This window comes from Dyella sp. OK004, assembly GCF_900114495.1.
Taxonomy (GTDB): domain Bacteria; phylum Pseudomonadota; class Gammaproteobacteria; order Xanthomonadales; family Rhodanobacteraceae; genus Dyella_D.
Map to the genome: position 1 here is coordinate 271,042 of NZ_FOZI01000002.1, position 17,426 is coordinate 288,467.

Below are 17,426 nucleotides of genomic sequence, written 5' to 3' on the forward strand. Positions count from 1 at the left end.
CAAAAACACACCTCTTCCCACCCCTCCCAAAGCGATCAATACTCCCCTCACACCCTCAGCCGGCTCGCCGCCCATGCCCGACCTGCTCGAAGCCCGCACCCTCGCCCCCCAACCACTAGACCACGCACTAGCTCTACCCGCGCGCTACTACACCGACCCACGTATGCCTGCGCTCGATGCGCACGCCGTATTCCGCCGCAGCTGGCAACTCGTCTGCCACCAATCGCAACTCACCGGTGTCGGCGATCACGTCGTCACCACGATCGCCGGCCTGCCACTGCTGGTCGTGCGCAGCGATGAAACCACCATCCGCGCCTTCCACAACGTGTGTCGCCACCGCGCCGGCCCGATCGCCAGCTGCGACGGCCGCAGCGCGAAGGCATTGCGTTGCCGCTATCACGGCTGGACCTACGGCCTCGATGGCGTCCTGCGCGGCGCGCCGGAGATGGGCCGCACGCCGGACTTCGATCCTGCAGACATCCGGCTGCCCGAAGTGCATGTGCAGCTGTGGCAGGGATTGGTGTTTGTCGCCACCGGCGACGCCGCGCCGTTCGCCGACTTCGTCGCCGGCATCGACGCACGCCTCGGCGCAGAACGCTCACTGGCCAACTTCGAATTTCATCACCGCTCCAGCTACGACGTGGCATGCAACTGGAAGGTGTACGTGGACAATTACCTGGAGGGTTACCACGTACCGCACATCCACCCGGGATTGAACAGCCTGCTCGACTATCGCAGCTACATCACCGAGACGGCCGAGTGGTATTCGTATCAATACAGTCCGCTGGAAAGCGCGTCCGATCTCTACGGCAGTGGCGAAGCGCTGTATTACTTCCTTTACCCGAACACCATGCTCAACATCCTGCCCGGCCGCCTCCAGACCAATCGCGTGCTGCCGCTGGGCGTGGATCGCTGCCGCGTGAAGTTCGACTTCTACTACGCGCCGGATACCAGCGAACAGGCTCTGCTGCGCCGCGCGCGCGATGTCGAATTCAGCGATGAAGTGCAGGTGGAAGATGTAACCATCTGCGAAGACGTGCAACGCGGCCTCGCCTCTGGCTCCTATGAAGCTGGGCGGCTCAATCCGCTGCGCGAAAACGCCGTCCACCATTTCCACGAACTGCTGCGCCGCGCCTACCGCAACGCTTCCGCCAGCGAACACGCATGAAGAATCCGGCCCGGCTGCTGGGCCCATGGATGCTTACCGCCCTGGTGGTGGGCAACATGATCGGCTCCGGCGTGTTCGTGCTGCCAGCCGCATTGGCGCCATATGGCGCAGCCAGCCTGCTCGGTTGGGGCTTCACCTTGGCCGGCGCGTTGCTGCTGGCTTTGGTACACGCATGGCTGTCGCAGATCGTGGCCAACCACGGCGGCGCCTATGCGTATGCGCGACTCGCTTTCGGTGATGCGATAGGTTTCGTCGCCGCGTGGAGTTACTGGATCTGCGTCTGGACGGCCAATGCGGCCATCGCGGTGGCGTTCGCTGGCAGCCTTGGCGCGATCTGGCCCGCGGCCGCATCAACACCATGGCGTAGCACATGCAGTGCGCTGGCCGTGTTGTGGCTATGCACGGCGATCAATGCCGCCGGCGTGCGCGAAGCGGGCCGCATGCAACTGGTGACTACAGCGCTGAAGGTGATTCCACTGCTGGTGTTCGGCCTGTTCGCACTCGGCCTGGTGCACGGCGATGCGTATCGGCCCTTCAACCCGAGCGGGCAATCCTTGTTGAGCGTGACGACGGCCACGGCTTCGCTGACCTTGTGGGCCTTTCTCGGACTCGAGGCGGCGACCGTACCCACTGGCGTGGTACGCGATCCGCAACGCACCGTGCCGCGCGCCACCATCGCTGGCATGCTGATCGCCGGCATCGCCACCATGCTCGCCTGCACCGTGGTGATCGGCATGCTGCCGCCCGGCGTAGCGCAGACCTCTGCCGCACCGATGGCCGAGGCAGCGACGCGTGCGTGGGGGCATGCGGCCGGCTGGATGATCGGGCTGGTCGCTACCGTATCGTGTCTCGGCGCCTTGAACGGCTGGGTGTTGTTACAAGGGCAAACGCCTTACGCCGCCGCGCAGGACGGTTTGTTTCCCGCGCCATTCGCGCGTATCGATGCGCGCGGCACACCTTGGTTCGGCCTGCTGCTCAGCAGTGTGCTGGCGAGCGTGCTGATCGTTGCTAATGGCAGCAAGTCACTGGTGGCGCTGTTTACGCTGGCCATCCTGCTTTCCACGGCGGCCACGCTGCTGCCCTATGTGCTGAGCGTGCTGGCCTGGTGGCGCATCGATGCCGGCGCAAGCGTCATGCGCAAGACGGTGGCAGTACTCGCGCTCGCCTATAGCCTGTGGGCGCTGATCGGTACGGGGACCGAAGCCTTGTTGTGGGGTGCGGTGTTATTGCTGCTCGGCCTGCCGGTATTCCTGTGGCAGCGGCGGCAATTGCTGCAACGATCAGCACGCAAATCCTGAAGCCTGCACTCGCTTGCGCGGACTCGTGCGAAGCGCCACAGTGCGCCGGCCGGCCACGCTGCTGGCCCCCTCCATCTGACTGCCCGGGAGTTAGCGATGAGACGTCTCCTGCAGTACGCCTTTGCTCTGTTCGCATGCATCGCCGTGCCGGCCATGGCGGCCGACGGCTTTGTCACCGGCAACGTGAATCTGCGCGCCGGTCCGGATACGGAATACCCGATCATCACGGTCGTACCGCTCGGCACCAACGTCTCCATCCAGGGTTGCACGGAAGGTTTTGCCTGGTGCGACGTGGTCACCATGGGCACACGCGGATGGGTCTCCGGCGGCTATATCCAGTACACCTATCAGGACCAGCGCGTGGTGGTGCAGGACTATGGCGCACGCATCGGCATTCCGGTCATCTCATTCGTGATCGGCAGCTACTGGGGCAGCTACTACCAGGATCGTCCGTTCTATCGCCAGCGCGACTACTGGTATCACCGCCCCTGGCCGTCGCACCATCGCCCACCGGTGCGCCCACGCCCGCCCAGCTGGAGCGGAGGACATCGTCCGAACCCCGGTAACGGCACGCGTCCACCGAGGCCCGGCCATGGTGGATCGGGCGGCACGCGCCCGCCGAATCCCGGTAACGGTGGTGGCACACGCCCACCCAATCCTGGCAACGGTGGTGGCCCGGGCGGTGGAACACGTCCACCCAATCCCGGCAATGGGTCAGGTGGTGGAACACGTCCGCCGCGACCCGGCAATGGATCGGGTGGCGGTACGCGCCCACCGGCTCCGGGCAACGGCCAAAAGCCGGCGCCGAGACCGCAAACGCGTCCGCTGCCTACCAACACCAACGGCAACTGATCCCTGCCGTTCGCATCACACAAACGCCACGGCTCGCCGTGGCGTTTGTCGTTAGTGGCTTCGCCGGCCCCGCACGCACCCAGTCAGTTTGTGCCTCGAAGCGTCCCGCAGCTGCGTCTAAAACGTGATTTACGTCACCTGCGAATATGCAATGTATTGATTTGTAGATAAAAACAAAAAACCAGCCCCTGGCACGGCTCTTGCCCCATTACTTAATGCAAGGCCCAGCTTTTTCAATCAACACATTACGCATCCGCACCACCAGGGTCGCCGTTCGATACCACCGCGAAAACGCTGCTCCCTCCGGCATCCAGCACCGGCGGGGCCGGAAGCGCTCGTCCCGATATCGCCCCGCGCCGCACCACGGGAACCTCCCATGAGCATCCACGCGCAGGATTGGCCGAAGTACACGTCGTCATGGCGGGCGCCATCCGTCGACAGCGACGCACATCGTCGCCATTACCTGTCGGTGCGCTACAAGTTCGTACTCACCTTGCTGCTCTCGCTGGCCTGGGCGGTGTTCTCCTATAGCCTGGCCCGTCGCTGGATCCACGATCTCTCGTCGATGGAAGGCCGCGCGCTGGCGGACCTGATGATCTTCGGCATCGCCATCCTGCCCGGCTTCATGAACGCCTTCCTGGTCGTGGGCCTGCTGCTTGACCGGCGGCCGCCGCGCCGCCATTTCGCCGATAGCGATCTGCCCAGCGTCACCGTGCTGGTTGCTGCTTACAACGAAGAGGAATCCATTCTCTCCACGCTGGCCAGCCTGGATCGCCAGGATTATCCGTCGCCAGTCGAAGTAATCGTGATCAACGACGGTTCCACTGATGGCACTATGGAACGGCTGCGCAGTGTCTCCTATCCGTGGCTGCACGTGATCGACTTGCGCTGCAACGGCGGCAAGGCGAATGCGCTGAACGTAGGCCTGCGTCACGCCACCTACCCGCTCACCGTCACGCTGGATGCCGACTCTTATCTGTATTCCGAGGCACTGCGCCGACTGGTGGAACGCTTCCTCAGCGACCCGCCCGACACCGCGGCGGTAGCCGGTGCGGTGCTGGTGCGCAACTCGCGCCTCAACCTCATCACACGCATGCAAGAGTGGGATTACTTCCACGGCATCGCCGCGGTGAAGCGCCTGCAGAGTCTGTTCCAGGGCACGCTGGTGGCACAGGGCGCGTTCTCGCTGTATCGCACGGATGTGCTGCGCAGCGTGGGCGGCTGGCCAGACAGCGTGGGCGAAGACATCGTGCTGACCTGGGCGATCCTGCGGCGCGGCTATCGCGTGGGCTACTGCGAAGACGCGATCACCTTTACCAACGCGCCCACCACATTTCATCAGTTCATTCGCCAGCGGCAGCGCTGGTCGCGCGGATTGATCGAAGCGTTCAAGACACACGGAGGGCTGCTGTTCCAGCGCCGCATGAGCACGCTGTTTATCTGGTGGAACCTGCTGTTCCCGTACATGGATCTGATCTACACGCTGGTCTTCATCCCGGGCCTGCTGCTTGCCTGCTTCGGCATCTACTGGCTGGCCGGGCCGATGACGCTGCTGGTGCTGCCGATGGCGTTTCTGGTGAATTACCTGATGTACGTCATCCAGTCGCGCATGTTTCGCGCGCAAGGACTCCAGGTGCGTCACAACGCGATGGGCCTGGTGATCTACACCCTGTTCTACGGCATCGTGCTGCAACCCGGCTGCGTGATGGGCTACTTCGCCGAGTTGCTCAAGCTGCGCAAGCGCTGGGGAACAAAATGAAAACGCGCGGGCCTTTACTCGCGTTGCTGTTGATGCCTGCGGTACACGCGCAAACAAACGTAGTGGCGAACGATATTCGCGCGGGCCGCGCGGCGCTGGCCGACAGCCATCCCGCTCAAGCGCGCGCACTATTCGCCGCGGCGCTAGCGCAATCCGGCAGCGCACGCGAAGACCGTTATGCGGCAGCGATGGGCCTTGGCCAATCCGCGCTGTGGCTGGGTGACTACCCCACGGCGGCAACCGCGTTCCGCACGGCGCGCGACACGACCGGCGATGCGACCGCACAACAGGCGGCGGACACCGGCCTCGCGCAGGCGCTCAACGCGCAGGACTATCCGCGTGCCGCATACGCACTGGTCGCGCCGTATGCTCAGAGCCAGACCAAGCCCACCGTCGAACTGCTGCGTGCCGCGCAATCACTCGGCTGGCAGGATCGCGCCGCCAGCTATCTCGATGCGGCGCCGCCACCGCCGGCGCAGGGTTACCTGGGCACGTCATACCGCTTGCTGAAAGACGACCTGCGCTTCGCACTCGCACCGCAAGTCGAAGGCGACTTCGGCTACAGCCACGACAGCGACGGCCTGGATACTTTGCACGTCGGTGCGGCCTATCGCTTCGCGCCGTTCCGCCGTGGCGACTGGGTGCAGCGCTGGGGTGTCGCCGCCAACACCACGCGCGTGGATGATGGCCAACAGACACGCCATCTCGACGACCTGTCGCTGCTGGGGCAACTGAGCATCGGCGATCACCACAGCATCGATCTCGACCTGGGGCCCGGCCGCAGCGGCAATTGGCACTACTGGCAAGGCACAGCACACTGGAACTGGCAGCCCGGCGATCGCTTCGGCCTATCCGCCGGTGCCGAGCGCGCACCCGTGCCCACCGACACCGCTATCGAGCATCGCCTGATCTACAACCTCTATAGCGTGGGTGCGAACTTCCGGCCCGACGCGCGCTGGTATGTGCTGCCCACCTACTACCGGCAGAACTTCAACGACGGTAATCACCGCAACGGTGGCAGCCTGCGCGTGCTGCTGAGCCCTTACGACATCGCGGACACGCGCATGGCGATCGGCGGCGAGTTCTCCGCACGCATCTTCCACAGCAGCCAACCCAGTCATGGCGTGTATTTCAATCCCGCCAACTACCGCACCGCCCAGTTCGGCCTGGTCGGCGTGTATAGCTTCAGTCCCGAATGGAAACTGCGTGCGCTGGCCGCCGTCGGCCGCCAGGTGATCGACGGTGCGAGTGCGAGTGTCTACACCCTCGGCGTTTCGCTCAACGGCCGCCTGCCTGGCAACGGCAGATTGGAACTGCAACTCGGCCGCAGCTCGGCCGCCTCTGCCAGCAACGGCGGTTCCGGCTACTGGAACAACAGCGTGAACCTGGTGGTGCGCTACCCGCTCTAAGGTCTGTTTTGCGGTTTCCTACTTTTACTTTGATGTTGGGTTATCGCGACCTGGCCGCTTATGCAGCGGGCATTTCGGACGCCTGCCGGCGCCCGAGTCACTTTCTCTTTGCTGACCCAACCCCCCCAAGGGGGCCTAGAGAGAAAGTAACCAAAGAGAAATGGTCTAAAGAGCGCGGCGTGCTTCGTAGCTGCGCCTTTTCCAGTGTCAGACGTCGGAATGGTTTTTCGCCTTGCTCCCTCCCCTGCTTGCAGGGGAGGGTTGGGGAGGGGTGAGTACTTGAGAAAGCGTATCGGGAGAGGTTTTCACAAGGGCTTACCCCCTCCCGGCCTCCCCCTGCGAGCAGGGGGAGGAGAAAAGCACGCGTGGCTCTAACTCGACGCTAATCAGATCCAGAGGAGAGAGCGCAAGAAGAGAAGTCCTCCAGACGTCTGACACTGGAAAAGGCGTAGCTACAGAGCACACCGCCTGCTCTTCAGGCCATTTCTCTTTGGTTACTTTCTCTTTGGGCCAGCAAAGAGAAAGTGACCCGGCTCGCGGCAGCGAGGCGGAATGCCCGCTGCATAAGCGGCCAGGCCGCAGTAACGCGTCGATTGTCGCGAACAGAACACAAAGCCCCCCTCAGCGCCAGCTCCACATATTCCCGCGTAGAAATTTTGAACAGGCTCTACATATTCAGCGGCCACCAACCACGCCCCGACTGCGCATAACGATCCGCCGCGCGCTCAAACGGGTTGCGCACACTCACTCCACCGCACAAGGCATACAGCGGCAGAAACAACGGCCCTAGCACCATGTACTGGTAGACGTGCGCCCGCTCATGGTCGGCCAAAGAAACCGGCAACTCTCTGCACTGTCCAGCGCGATGCGCATAGGTGAGACACGGCGTATCCAGTTCGCTGCCGGTATACAGAATCACGTTGCCCAGCGTGATCGCTCCGCCGCCACTGCCGCGCCATGGCACATGCCGGAACACCAGCGCCAGATCGCGCCGCCGCCACTGCGGACGCGCGCCGAGCGCCATGCACACCACACCGACGACCAGCCCCAGAAAACTGTTCGGCAACGTCCAGCAGATACCCGCCGCACACAACAGACGCATAGACACGGAAACCTTGCGTACGCCGCCAAGTTCGTCGCTCATCACCGGACTCCCACGCATCCGCGCCTTGTTTCCCATAGCCGCCAGCACCATCTGATGCGGCATCGAGCCTTCGCCGCCAGAGTCTGCCATGTCCACCCCACTGAGTGTCCCCTGCCCCCACTGCGGCGCACTCAACCGCGTCCCCGCCGAACGCCTCGGCGAACACCCCGTCTGTGGTCGCTGCAAGCAACGCCTATTCCAAGGCCATCCCATCGACCTCACCGCCGCCAACTTCGACCCCATCGCCGGCCGCGGCGACCTACCCGTCCTCGTCGATTTCTGGGCCACCTGGTGCGGCCCCTGCCGAAGCTTCGCCCCCATCTTCACCGACGCCGCACGCACTATGGAACCCAAACTGCGCTTCGCCAAAGTCGACACTGATGCACAACCCACACTTGCGCAGCGATATGCGATTCGCAGCATTCCGACCTTGCTGTTATTGCGTGGTGGGAAGGAAATTGCGCGGCAAGCAGGAGCGCTTAGTGCGGGGCAGTTGCGGCAGTTTGTTGATGGGGCGCTGCGCTGAAAGATGACGGCGCGCAGATCAAAGCTGTCGACAAACACCGAACTCACAACGCTACGTAGCAACGTCACCCCGAGCACCCATCACCCCTCCCCTGCAAGCAGGGGAGGGAGAAGTGCCGCACTAGGCGATGCGCAAGCGAGCTCAGGAGCGGAAGTGGTGAGAGCTGGACGAGACCAGTCCTCGAAGGAAACCATCCCGACGCCTGACACTGGAAAAGGCGTAGCTACGAAGCACACCGCCCGCTCTTCAGGCCATTTCTCTTTGGTTACTTTCTCTTTGGGCCAGCAAAGAGAAAGTGACCCGGACCGCGGCAGCGGTTCGGAAGCCCGCGGCAGGCGAGCCAGAGCACGCAGACGCTAAAACCGAGCGACAACGCCACTGGATTCCGGCCTTCGCCGGAATGACGAAGTAGAGGGGATTCAGTTGCGAAAAGAGAAAGAAAATCAGGAGCTGCAGGACAACATCGAACACCCCGCCTTCACCCGAGCCCACTCCGGCCTCTTCCCACCAAACCGCTCCCTCCCAGGCTGCTCCTCGTAGGGATGGCGCATCACATCCAACAACTCATGGATGCCCGCGTAATCCCCCTGCTCCGCCCGGTCAATCGCCTCCTGCGCCAGATAATTGCGCAGCACATAGCACGGATTCACCGCATGCATCCGCGCGCGCCGCGCATCGGGCGAAAGCGGATCCTCGATCAGGCGCGCCGTATAACGCGCCAGCCACGCCTCAAAATCCGCCTCCACCTTCCACATCTTCGCTTCGTCATAGAAAGCATGGCGGAACGGATCCAGCGAAGGCGCATAAGGATCCACATCGGATAGCGCGCGGAAGAACAATGTCATGTCCACCTCGCCTTCCTGCAACAACGTGTGCAGCGACTGCATCAGCTCCATATCTTCATCGCGGCATTCCGCCAGACCGAGTTTCGCCGCGGTCGCAAGCCGGTCGGCAGCAGCGTAAGTGGCGGCGTAGCGATCCAGCCCTTTCTGCAACGGCTCGACGCTGGTGAACAGCGGCGCCAGCGCGCCAGCCAGGCGACTCAAATTCCACCAGGCGACGTTGGGCTGCTGGCCGAAGCGATAGCGGCGGCGGCCGGCGTCGGTGGTATTCGGCGTCCAGTCGGGATCGAAGCCGTCGATCCAGCCGTACGGGCCGTAGTCGATCGTGAGACCGAGGATGGACATGTTGTCGGTATTCATCACACCGTGCACAAAACCCACGCGCATCCAGTGCGCCACCATCACCGCGGTGCGTTCGCACACCTGGCCGAACCACTCGGCGTACAGCGATTCGCCCTCGCCGTGCAGCTCGGGGAAGTCGCGACGGATGGTGAAATCCACCAGCTGACGCAGCAGCGCGACGTCGCCGCGCGAACCCGGCAACTCGAAGTTGCCAAAGCGGATGAACGACGGCGCCACACGACACACAATGGCGCCGGGCTCGGCCTGCGGGTGGCCGTCGTAGAACATGTCGCGCACCACCGTGTCGCCGGTCAGCACCAGGCTCAGCGCGCGCGTGGTCGGCACGCCCAGATGGTGCATGGCCTCGCTACACAGGAATTCGCGGATGGACGAACGCAGTACGGCGCGGCCATCGGCGCCACGCGAATACGGCGTGGGTCCGGCGCCCTTGAGCTGCAATTCCAGGCGCTGGCTTTCGTGGTTGACCAGCTCGCCCAGCGAGATCGCCCGCCCGTCGCCCAACTGCCCGGCCCACACGCCGAACTGATGGCCACCATAGTTGGCGGCCCAGGCTTCCATACCCGGCAGCAGCGCGTTGCCGCCGAACACCTGGGCGAATTCCGGCCGTGCCAGATCCGCTTCGCTCAAGCCGAGCTGCGCGGCCATTTCCGCCGACCAGGCGATCAGCTTCGGCGCCGCGACCGGCGTCGGCTCGACCAGCGAATACAGCGCTCCCTCCACTTGCCGGATACCGGCGACCTGCACCGGGTCGCCGGGCAGGTCGCGGACGAAGGCGTTGTCGAAACGGAGCTTGTACATGGAGCGGTGACATCCGGAAGCGGGCGGCGGTTTACCTATATCCGGCCGCCTGTTGCCCTTCGCAAGGCTTGCAAATTCCGGCGACGCCAACCGTCAGTTGTGATGTCGGGAAAAACGCAAGCAGGAGGCGCATGACCAGTGTCACACTTCACACATTCGCAGGAATTTCTGTTTACTATGGATTCACGGCTGCACAGGGGCAGCCGGGAGTAGAGACCATGCACATGCCTCTTGCTGGTTCCGCCCTAGGGCGCGGAATGCAGCGGGTTGCAGGGATGCTCATCGCGAAAGCGGGGCTGGACGCCAAACCCGCAAAGAACACCGAAACGCACTTCCAGCTGGTTTCCTGGCACCAAGGAGCTCGCTCCCGCCGGGAAGACGAGCTGGCACGATGTCGCGAGCAACAACACCTGCTCACGCCCATCGAATCCTGATCGTCGTCAGGCGCCGAAGATCCGCGCCACGTCGTCTACTGACAGCGCCCGCCATTCACCGGCGGGCAGGTCGCCCAGCGTCAGACCGCCGACCGATACCCGATGCAACGCCTCAACGTGGTTACCCACCGCGGCGAACATGCGGCGCACCTGGTGATAACGGCCCTCGGTGATGGCGAGGCGCGCCCGCCGCGGCTCGATCACTTCCAGCTGCGCTGGCGCCAATGGCTCCTTCTCCGACTCCAGCATCATGTCGCCACTGGCGAACAGCGCAGCCTCGTCGCCGCGCAGATCGTGCGCCAGCACCGCCTCGTACACCTTGGCCACCTGCGCGCGCGGCGAGATGATCTTGTGCAAGAGCGCGCCGTCGTCAGTGAATAGCAATAACCCCGAGGTATCGCGGTCGAGCCGCCCCACCGTGGACAGCGCCGGATCGCGCATGCGGTAGCGCTGCGGCAGCAAGTCGTACACCACGCGGCCCGGATCCTTGCGCGAGCAGGTAGCGCCCAGCGGTTTGTTCATCATCAGCGCCAGACCGGTTGGTGGATCGAGCGGCTCGTCGTCGACGCGGATATGTTCGTGCGGCACTTTGTCGTCGGCGTACAGCACTTCGCCATCGGGATCGGTGATGCGTCCTTCGCGGAACATCAGCGCCACGTCCTTGCGGCTGCCATAGCCGAGATTGGCGATCAGTTTGACCAGTTTCATGCGCGAACGCCCCGAGCTTCGATCACTTTGAATCCTTCTTGCGTCACTACCGTGCGCACATCGTTGAATCGCGACGCTAAGGTCGCTTCATAGGGTAAATGGCGATTGGCCACCAGCCACAACCGGCCATGGGGTAGCAGCGCATCGGCGGCGGTCTGGATAAAGGCGCGGCCCAGCGCCGGCAGATCCTCGCGTCCCTGATGGAACGGCGGATTGCTGACGATGGCGTCGTAGCGCTGCGGCAGACCGGTGGCGACATCGTGCCAATGCACCGCCACCGCAAGCTCGCGTCTACAAGCACGCTGCGCCGCGGCCAGATTGATGCGCGCCGGCTCCAGCGCACGCGCCTCCGCCTCGTAGAGATCAAGCGCCTCGACCTTGGGGCAACGCGCCAGCACCTGCGCGGAGAGATAGCCATAACCGGCGCCGAGGTCAGCCACGCGTCCGTGCAGATCGGCCGGCAGATGCCCGGCCAGCAGCGCGGAAGCCACGTCCACCCGATCCCAGGCGAACAGGCCGGGACGACTGGCGTAGCCGGCCGCATTGGCGCGCGGCGTATCCAGCGCCAGCCACTCGTCGAGCAAGGCAGCGTCGACTTGTTCGTCCAGCGGCGCGCTCCAGAACACGCGGCATTTGTGCTTGGACAGATGCGCCAGCGGACCGGCCAGCCGGGCCAGGTCGCCCTCACCGGACTTCGCGCCTTCCGCATTAGGAATGCAGGCCAGCACGATCCCGCCGGGCTGCGCATGTTGCACCGCGCGCGCGAACAAGGCGCGCGCTTCGTCGCGTTGCCGCGGCGGCAATACCAGCACCAATGCAAAGCGTTCCTGCGGTGACGGTTCCGCCACCTGCAGGCCACTGCGCATCAAGGCATCGGCAAATGGCTTGAAGCTTTGCTCGCATACCCAGCCGGACCGCGCCATTTCGCGCAGGCGAAAACCATCGCGCGCGCGCAGAAACAACACGCGACCGTCCGCCGGCAGCGCCAGGGCACCAGTAGCCAACGGAACGAACAAAGCCTCCAAAGCCGTATCGGCGGAGGACAACGCGGCAGCACCCACTCGCCGACCTTATCGAAGGGAAATCAGCACCATTTTACGCGGCTTGCGCTACTGTCGCGCCATGCGGCGCTCTCTAGCCCTGCCCGTGGCCCTGTTCGCGCTGGCCGGCGCACTGGCCGGCTGTGAATCGAGGCAGCCATCGACCCATGCCGCGCCCGCCGCGCCACCGCCCGACTTTGCCGGCGAGTACATCCACAACGCCAAGCACCTGCACATCACGCGGCGCGACGATGGTTACTGGCTGCATATCGAAAGTACGGGCTCATGCGAGTTTGAAGGCCCCGCCATTCTGATCGGCGAGCAGTTACAGGTATCGCTGCAAGACTGGAAAGCCGGTGCCCTGCTCACCGTGCGGCACGCCGTCCAGGGCGGCGTCGATGTATTGAGCGAACAGGAAGACGACCGCTTCAGCCTCACCTATTTCTGCCACGACGGCGAGACTTTGTCCGGCAGCTATCGGCGGCAAGCCACGGCTAAGAATCGCTAAGCCCCGTAGGAACGCACAGGGTGCGCTCCTACCCGCAAATTTTACGCTGCGCTGTGTGCGTAGACGGCGTCCATCACGCGCGCTGAATAAACCAGCGCCGCACCGGCATTCAACGCAATCGCCACGCCCAGTGCTTCGGCGATTTCCTCGCGGCTGGCACCATTCTTCAGGGCTTGCGCGGCATGCACGGTGATACAGCCATCGCAGCGAGTGGTCACCGCCACGGCGAGCGCAATCAGCTCGTGTGTCTTGGCGTCGAGGTGGCCGGTTTTCTGGCCGGCGTTGGACAACGTCTGGTAGCCGGCCACAGTGTCGGGACTCAGCTTGCCGATCTCACCGATACGGCCCAGCAGTTCTTTGCGATAAGCAACCCAATCGAGCATGACGCATCTCCTTCAAGAGAGGCGGGCAAGGTGTCCGCCGTGCTGCGTAGTGTTGCTCCGCCCAGGTTTACGACGAATACTCCATCCGCTCTATTTCTAGCGCGATCGTCTCATGGATGCTTTGAGTCGCCTGATCCAGCTCGCCCGCCTGCAAGGCAGCCTCGACCTGCGCTGCCAGTTCGCCGGCGCCTTCGCCGTCGACCACGCACCGGCGGAAGCCGGCGTGGCGCTGTTCCATCTGGTGCTGGACGGACACTGCACGGTCGAGCCGGCCGGCGAAGCGCCACTGACGCTGATGGCCGGTGACCTGGTGCTGTTTCCGCGCGGCGCAGGGCACTGGATCCGCGGCAGTGACAACGGTGTGCCGCCTGCGCCGATCCGACACGAACACGACGGCATGCTGCCGCTACGTCGCAACGTCGAAAACACGGTGGAACTGGACCTGCTGTGCGGCCGCTTCCACTACGCACCGAACTCCGCGTCGCTGCTGCTGGCTGGCCTGCCCGCCACCTTGCGGGTCTCGCTACACGAGAGCGGCACGGCAGCGAGCCTGCACGCGCTGGTCGAGCTGATGCGCAGCGAAGCAAGCCAGCGTCAGGCCGGCGCTCTGGCGATCGTCACCGCGCTGACCCATGCCTTGTTCGCGATGACATTGCGTAGTTACAGCAGCAGACCGCAGCAAAGCGGCCTGCTTGCTTTGCTGGCGGAGCCGCGATTGGGCGCCGCCGTGCGCGCGATGCTGGCCGAGCCCGCCCGCGCGTGGACCCTGGAAGATCTCGGCCGCGTCGCCGCGATGTCCCGCGCCAGCTTCGCGCGCCATTTCAGCGATCGCGCCGGCATGACACCGTGGGAATGCCTGACTCGCCTGCGTATGCAGATCGCCAGCGACCTGCTGATGCAGACGCGGCGCCGCACCGGCGATATCGGGCAGGACGTGGGTTATCAATCCGAGGCCGCGTTCGGCAAAGCCTTCCGCCAGTACAGCGGGATGACGCCGGCGCGCTTCCGACGGCTGCATGCGCAGGCGGCCGACAGCCACTAGACGACTGGTCTAATAGCAACTAAAGTGCCGCCTCATGAACGCGACCGCTCCCTCCTCCGACGTCCGCCAGCACATCCTCGACGTGGCCCACCCGCTGATGCTGCGCAAGGGCTTCACCGCAGTCGGGCTGTCCGAAATACTGGCGGCGGCACAGGTGCCGAAAGGCTCGTTCTATCACTACTTCGGCTCCAAAGAGGCCTTTGGCGAGGCTGTGCTCGATGCCTATTTCACCGCTTACCTGACGCGCGTGGACGCGCTGATGGCGGCACCCGGCACCGCCGCGCAGGCGCTGCTCCGCTTCTTCGATGACTGGCTCGATTCTCAGACCGGCAACGAGGCGCAAAGCCGCTGCCTGGCGGTGAAGCTTGGCGCGGAGGTCTGCGATCTGTCGGAGAGCATGCGCACGGCGCTGGCACGCGGCACCCGCGGAGTGGCCGAACGCCTTACGCGCTGTGTCGAAGCAGCCAAGGCGGATGGCTCGCTGCCGGCCGCGACCGACGCGCCCATGCTCGCGCAAACGCTTTACCAGAGCTGGTTCGGCGCCAGCTTGCTGGCCAAGATCAGCCGCGATCGCGCGCCGCTGGACATCGCCATGGCCAACACACGGCAGCAGCTGAGCCTGGCGCAACATGCCTGAGGCGGGCGCAGCTTATACGCTTCCGCTTTTTTCGCCCGTCTTCTAGACGACCGGTCTAATCAATCCATATCTAATCACCCCACCCCACAGGAGTAAGTCGATGTCACCCACGGATACCGTCAATCGCCGCGTCGTACTCGCCACCCGTCCGCGCGGCCTGCCGACGCCGCAGGATTTCCACCTCGACCAGACCGTCGTCCCGACACCCGACGAAGGCCAGCTGCTGCTGCGCACGCTGTATCTGTCGCTCGACCCCTACATGCGCAATCTGATGGACGAAGCGGGCACCAGCTACGCGCCGCCTGTGCCGGTGGGCGCGCCCATCGTGGGCGGTACCGTCAATCGCGTGGTCGCCTCCCGCCATCCGCACTTCCGCGATGGCGACCTGGTGCTCGGCAACGCCGGCTGGCAGGACTACACGCTGTCGGACGGCAAGGATCTGATCCCGCTCGGCGACATGGCGCAGCCGTCGTTGGCGTTGGGCGGACTGGGCATGCCCGCGTTCACCGCCTACGTCGGCCTGCTCGATATCGGCCAGCCCAAGCCGGGCGAAACCGTAGTCGTTGCCGCCGCCACTGGCGCGGTAGGTTCGGTGGTCGGGCAGATCGCCAAGCTCAAGGGCGCGCGCGTGATCGGTATCGCCGGCGGTGCCGACAAACGCCGCTACGCCGTCGAGGAACTTGGCTTCGACCTCTGCCTGGATCGTCGCGATCCGCAGCTGGCCGAACATCTCGCCGCCGCCTGCCCGGACGGTATCGACGTCTATTTCGAAAACGTCGGCGGCGCTGTGTTCGACGCGGTGCTGCCACTGCTCAACAACGGCGCGCGCGTGCCGGTATGCGGCGTGATTGCCCACTACAACGAAGACGACGCGCCTGCGGGTCCAGACCGTTTGCCGAAGACCATGTCGACGCTGTTGCAAAAGCGTATCCGCATGGAAGGCTTCATCATCCTCGACCACTACGGCGACCGCTTCGACGATTTCCGTCGCGACATGAGCGAATGGATCGCCGCTGGCCGCGTGAAGCTGCGCGAAGATGTGGTGGATGGACTGGAGCATGCACCCAATGCGTTCATCGGCCTGCTCGAAGGCCGCAACTTCGGCAAGCTGGTGGTACGCGTCGCCGACGTGTGATGCACGCCACGTGGAGCGGCCATGCCGCTCCACGTGGCGATTCAATGCGGTGCGTGCAAACGCAAACTGCTTTCGAAAGAACGTTGCAAACCACTGAGCGGATCGATGAAAGACAACGACTTCGCCAGCAACTGCAGTGGCTTCGCATAGTCGTCCTCGGCGCGCTCAGTCAGCACCGGATAGAACCCATCGTTGAGGATCGGCGCACCAAGCGCTGCCATATGCACGCGCAGCTGATGCTTGCGCCCGGTGACCGGTTGCAAGGTGTAGCACCAGTAGTCGCCACCACGCTCGTACACATCGATACGGCTTTCGCTGTTCGCTTCGCCTGGCACTTCGCCCATGCGGAAGAACGGTTCGCCGGTAACGATGCGCGAGCGCCGCACCAGCGGAAAATCCGTGGCCGGCAATGCTGGTGCAAGGGCGAGGTACTGCTTGTCGATGCGCCGCTCGCGAAACAACGCCTGATACGCCGAGCGGCTCGCCGGGTTGGCGGAGAACATCACCAAGCCGGCGGTGGCGCGATCGATCCGATGCAGCGGCACCAGATCCGGATTACCCAGGCGCTGGATCAGGCGATGCAGCAGCGTTTCTTGCACGAAACCTCCAGCCGGGGTGACTGGAAGAAAATGTGGCTTGTCGGCGACTACGAGGTGTTCGTCGACATGTAGCAAGTGTTCGCAGAACGGGATCGGTGTTTCGACCGCTACTTCGCGGTAGTAACGGACGCATAGGCCGACGCGGTGAGGCGTCTGTGGATCGAGTGGCATACCGTCGGCGTCAATTACGCGGCCGCGTGTCATGCGGTCGAGCCATGTTTCGCGGGGGATGGTTGTGAAGTGTGCGCAGAGGCAGTCGAGGATGGTGATCCAGGGACCTGGGCGGAGATGGAGGGTGCTGGGGGCGATGTTGGTCATTGGGGTATGGATTGTAGGGCTCGGGTGATCGCCATCTACTTCGCGGTTAGTCCCCCTCCTTCGGCGGCCCAAAGGTAGTCCCTGCGGGAGGGGTTGGGGTTCGGTTCTTGTGACTCGCCTTCCTACTCGTCATCCCTGCGTAGGCAGGGATCCAGTGGTGTTGTCGCTCGGTTGTCGCGTTATCGCGATCGGGCTCGCCTGCCGCGGGCTTCCGAACCGCTGCCGCGGCCCGGGTCACTTTCTCTTTGCTGGCCCAAAGAGAAAGTAACCAAAGAGAAATGGCCTGAAGAGCTAGCGGCCGACTTTGTAGCTGCGCCTGTTCCAGTGTCAGGCGTCGGGATGGTTTTCTTGGGGCCTGATCGTCCAACTCGCACCGCACCGCGCTTTTGCTCCCTCCCCTGCTTGCGACGCGAAGCTAGTCCCGTGGGACAGGGGAGGGTTGGGGAGGGGTTCGGGTGCTCGG

The 17,426-nt window shown here is 64.1% G+C and carries 17 protein-coding genes; 11 read left to right on the plus strand and 6 right to left on the minus strand.

The features are described from left to right. The first annotated feature begins 73 nt into the window (after window positions 1-73). The 5 genes from BM338_RS07900 (at window position 74) to BM338_RS07920 (ending at window position 6,486) form a co-directional block, all read left to right on the plus strand. Complete coding sequence (locus BM338_RS07900; RefSeq protein ID WP_090450346.1) at window positions 74-1,168, plus strand: aromatic ring-hydroxylating oxygenase subunit alpha; 1,095 nt, start codon at window positions 74-76, stop codon at window positions 1,166-1,168. Continuing rightward, window positions 1,165-2,466: an amino acid permease gene (locus tag BM338_RS07905; RefSeq protein ID WP_090450347.1), complete on the plus strand. Its 1,302-nt coding sequence runs from the start codon at window positions 1,165-1,167 to the stop codon at window positions 2,464-2,466. The genes BM338_RS07900 and BM338_RS07905 overlap by 4 nt, the downstream gene beginning before the upstream one ends. Before the next feature lie 96 nt (window positions 2,467-2,562). Then, window positions 2,563-3,318 carry an SH3 domain-containing protein gene (locus BM338_RS07910; RefSeq protein WP_090450348.1) on the plus strand — a complete coding sequence of 252 codons (756 nt, stop codon included), beginning with the start codon at window positions 2,563-2,565 and terminating at the stop codon, window positions 3,316-3,318. A gap of 376 nt (window positions 3,319-3,694) precedes the next feature. Next, entirely contained in the window at window positions 3,695-5,077 is a 1,383-nt protein-coding gene (locus BM338_RS07915) for a glycosyltransferase family 2 protein (RefSeq protein WP_090450349.1), read from the plus strand. Beyond that, window positions 5,074-6,486 carry a YfgM family protein gene (locus BM338_RS07920; protein WP_090450350.1) on the plus strand — a complete coding sequence of 471 codons (1,413 nt, stop codon included), beginning with the start codon at window positions 5,074-5,076 and terminating at the stop codon, window positions 6,484-6,486. Before BM338_RS07915 ends, BM338_RS07920 begins: the two co-directional genes overlap by 4 nt. Window positions 6,487-7,153: 667 nt before the next feature. On the opposite strand, the gene BM338_RS07925 is transcribed toward BM338_RS07920, so the two are convergent. Beyond that, a complete protein-coding gene (locus BM338_RS07925) occupies window positions 7,154-7,588 on the minus strand; it encodes a hypothetical protein (RefSeq protein ID WP_090451210.1) in 435 nt (144 codons plus the stop codon). Window positions 7,589-7,718: 130 nt separating this feature from the next. On the opposite strand from BM338_RS07925, the gene trxC reads away from it, so the two are divergent. Beyond that, complete coding sequence (trxC, locus tag BM338_RS07930; RefSeq protein WP_090450351.1) at window positions 7,719-8,156, plus strand: thioredoxin TrxC; 438 nt, start codon at window positions 7,719-7,721, stop codon at window positions 8,154-8,156. Between the two features lie 443 nt (window positions 8,157-8,599). Here the strand turns inward: trxC and BM338_RS07935 are convergent, their stop codons facing one another. Then, entirely contained in the window at window positions 8,600-10,159 is a 1,560-nt protein-coding gene (locus tag BM338_RS07935; RefSeq protein ID WP_090450352.1) for a protein adenylyltransferase SelO, read from the minus strand. 131 nt (window positions 10,160-10,290) lie between these two features. Here BM338_RS07935 and BM338_RS07940 point away from each other — a divergent pair, with 131 nt between their 5' ends. Then, window positions 10,291-10,593: a hypothetical protein gene (locus BM338_RS07940; protein ID WP_090450353.1), complete on the plus strand. Its 303-nt coding sequence runs from the start codon at window positions 10,291-10,293 to the stop codon at window positions 10,591-10,593. A gap of 6 nt (window positions 10,594-10,599) precedes the next feature. Here BM338_RS07940 and BM338_RS07945 read toward each other — a convergent pair whose 3' ends face one another. After that, window positions 10,600-11,301, minus strand: a complete 702-nt coding sequence (locus BM338_RS07945; RefSeq protein ID WP_090450354.1) for a pseudouridine synthase — start codon at window positions 11,299-11,301, stop codon at window positions 10,600-10,602. Beyond that, window positions 11,298-12,362: a class I SAM-dependent methyltransferase gene (locus BM338_RS07950; protein ID WP_090450355.1), complete on the minus strand. Its 1,065-nt coding sequence runs from the start codon at window positions 12,360-12,362 to the stop codon at window positions 11,298-11,300. Before BM338_RS07950 ends, BM338_RS07945 begins: the two co-directional genes overlap by 4 nt. A 61-nt stretch (window positions 12,363-12,423) precedes the next feature. Between BM338_RS07950 and BM338_RS07955 the strand changes: the two genes are divergently transcribed. Further along, the gene (locus tag BM338_RS07955) at window positions 12,424-12,849 is read left to right on the plus strand and encodes a hypothetical protein (protein WP_143109271.1); all 426 of its coding nucleotides are present in this window, start codon (window positions 12,424-12,426) and stop codon (window positions 12,847-12,849) included. Window positions 12,850-12,890: 41 nt separating this feature from the next. On the opposite strand, the gene BM338_RS07960 is transcribed toward BM338_RS07955, so the two are convergent. After that, window positions 12,891-13,232, minus strand: coding sequence for a carboxymuconolactone decarboxylase family protein (locus tag BM338_RS07960; protein WP_090450357.1), 342 nt, complete (start codon window positions 13,230-13,232; stop codon window positions 12,891-12,893). A 112-nt stretch (window positions 13,233-13,344) separates the two neighbouring features. On the opposite strand from BM338_RS07960, the gene BM338_RS07965 reads away from it, so the two are divergent. The 3 genes from BM338_RS07965 (at window position 13,345) to BM338_RS07975 (ending at window position 16,046) form a co-directional block, all read left to right on the plus strand. Then, complete coding sequence (locus tag BM338_RS07965; protein ID WP_090450358.1) at window positions 13,345-14,274, plus strand: cupin domain-containing protein; 930 nt, start codon at window positions 13,345-13,347, stop codon at window positions 14,272-14,274. A 34-nt stretch (window positions 14,275-14,308) separates the two neighbouring features. Beyond that, window positions 14,309-14,911, plus strand: a complete 603-nt coding sequence (locus tag BM338_RS07970) for a TetR/AcrR family transcriptional regulator (RefSeq protein ID WP_090450359.1) — start codon at window positions 14,309-14,311, stop codon at window positions 14,909-14,911. Between the two features lie 100 nt (window positions 14,912-15,011). Next, window positions 15,012-16,046 carry an NADP-dependent oxidoreductase gene (locus BM338_RS07975; RefSeq protein ID WP_090450360.1) on the plus strand — a complete coding sequence of 345 codons (1,035 nt, stop codon included), beginning with the start codon at window positions 15,012-15,014 and terminating at the stop codon, window positions 16,044-16,046. A gap of 41 nt (window positions 16,047-16,087) precedes the next feature. Here the strand turns inward: BM338_RS07975 and BM338_RS07980 are convergent, their stop codons facing one another. Next, the gene (locus BM338_RS07980; protein WP_090450361.1) at window positions 16,088-16,963 is read right to left on the minus strand and encodes an RluA family pseudouridine synthase; all 876 of its coding nucleotides are present in this window, start codon (window positions 16,961-16,963) and stop codon (window positions 16,088-16,090) included. Window positions 16,964-17,426 lie beyond the last annotated feature (463 nt).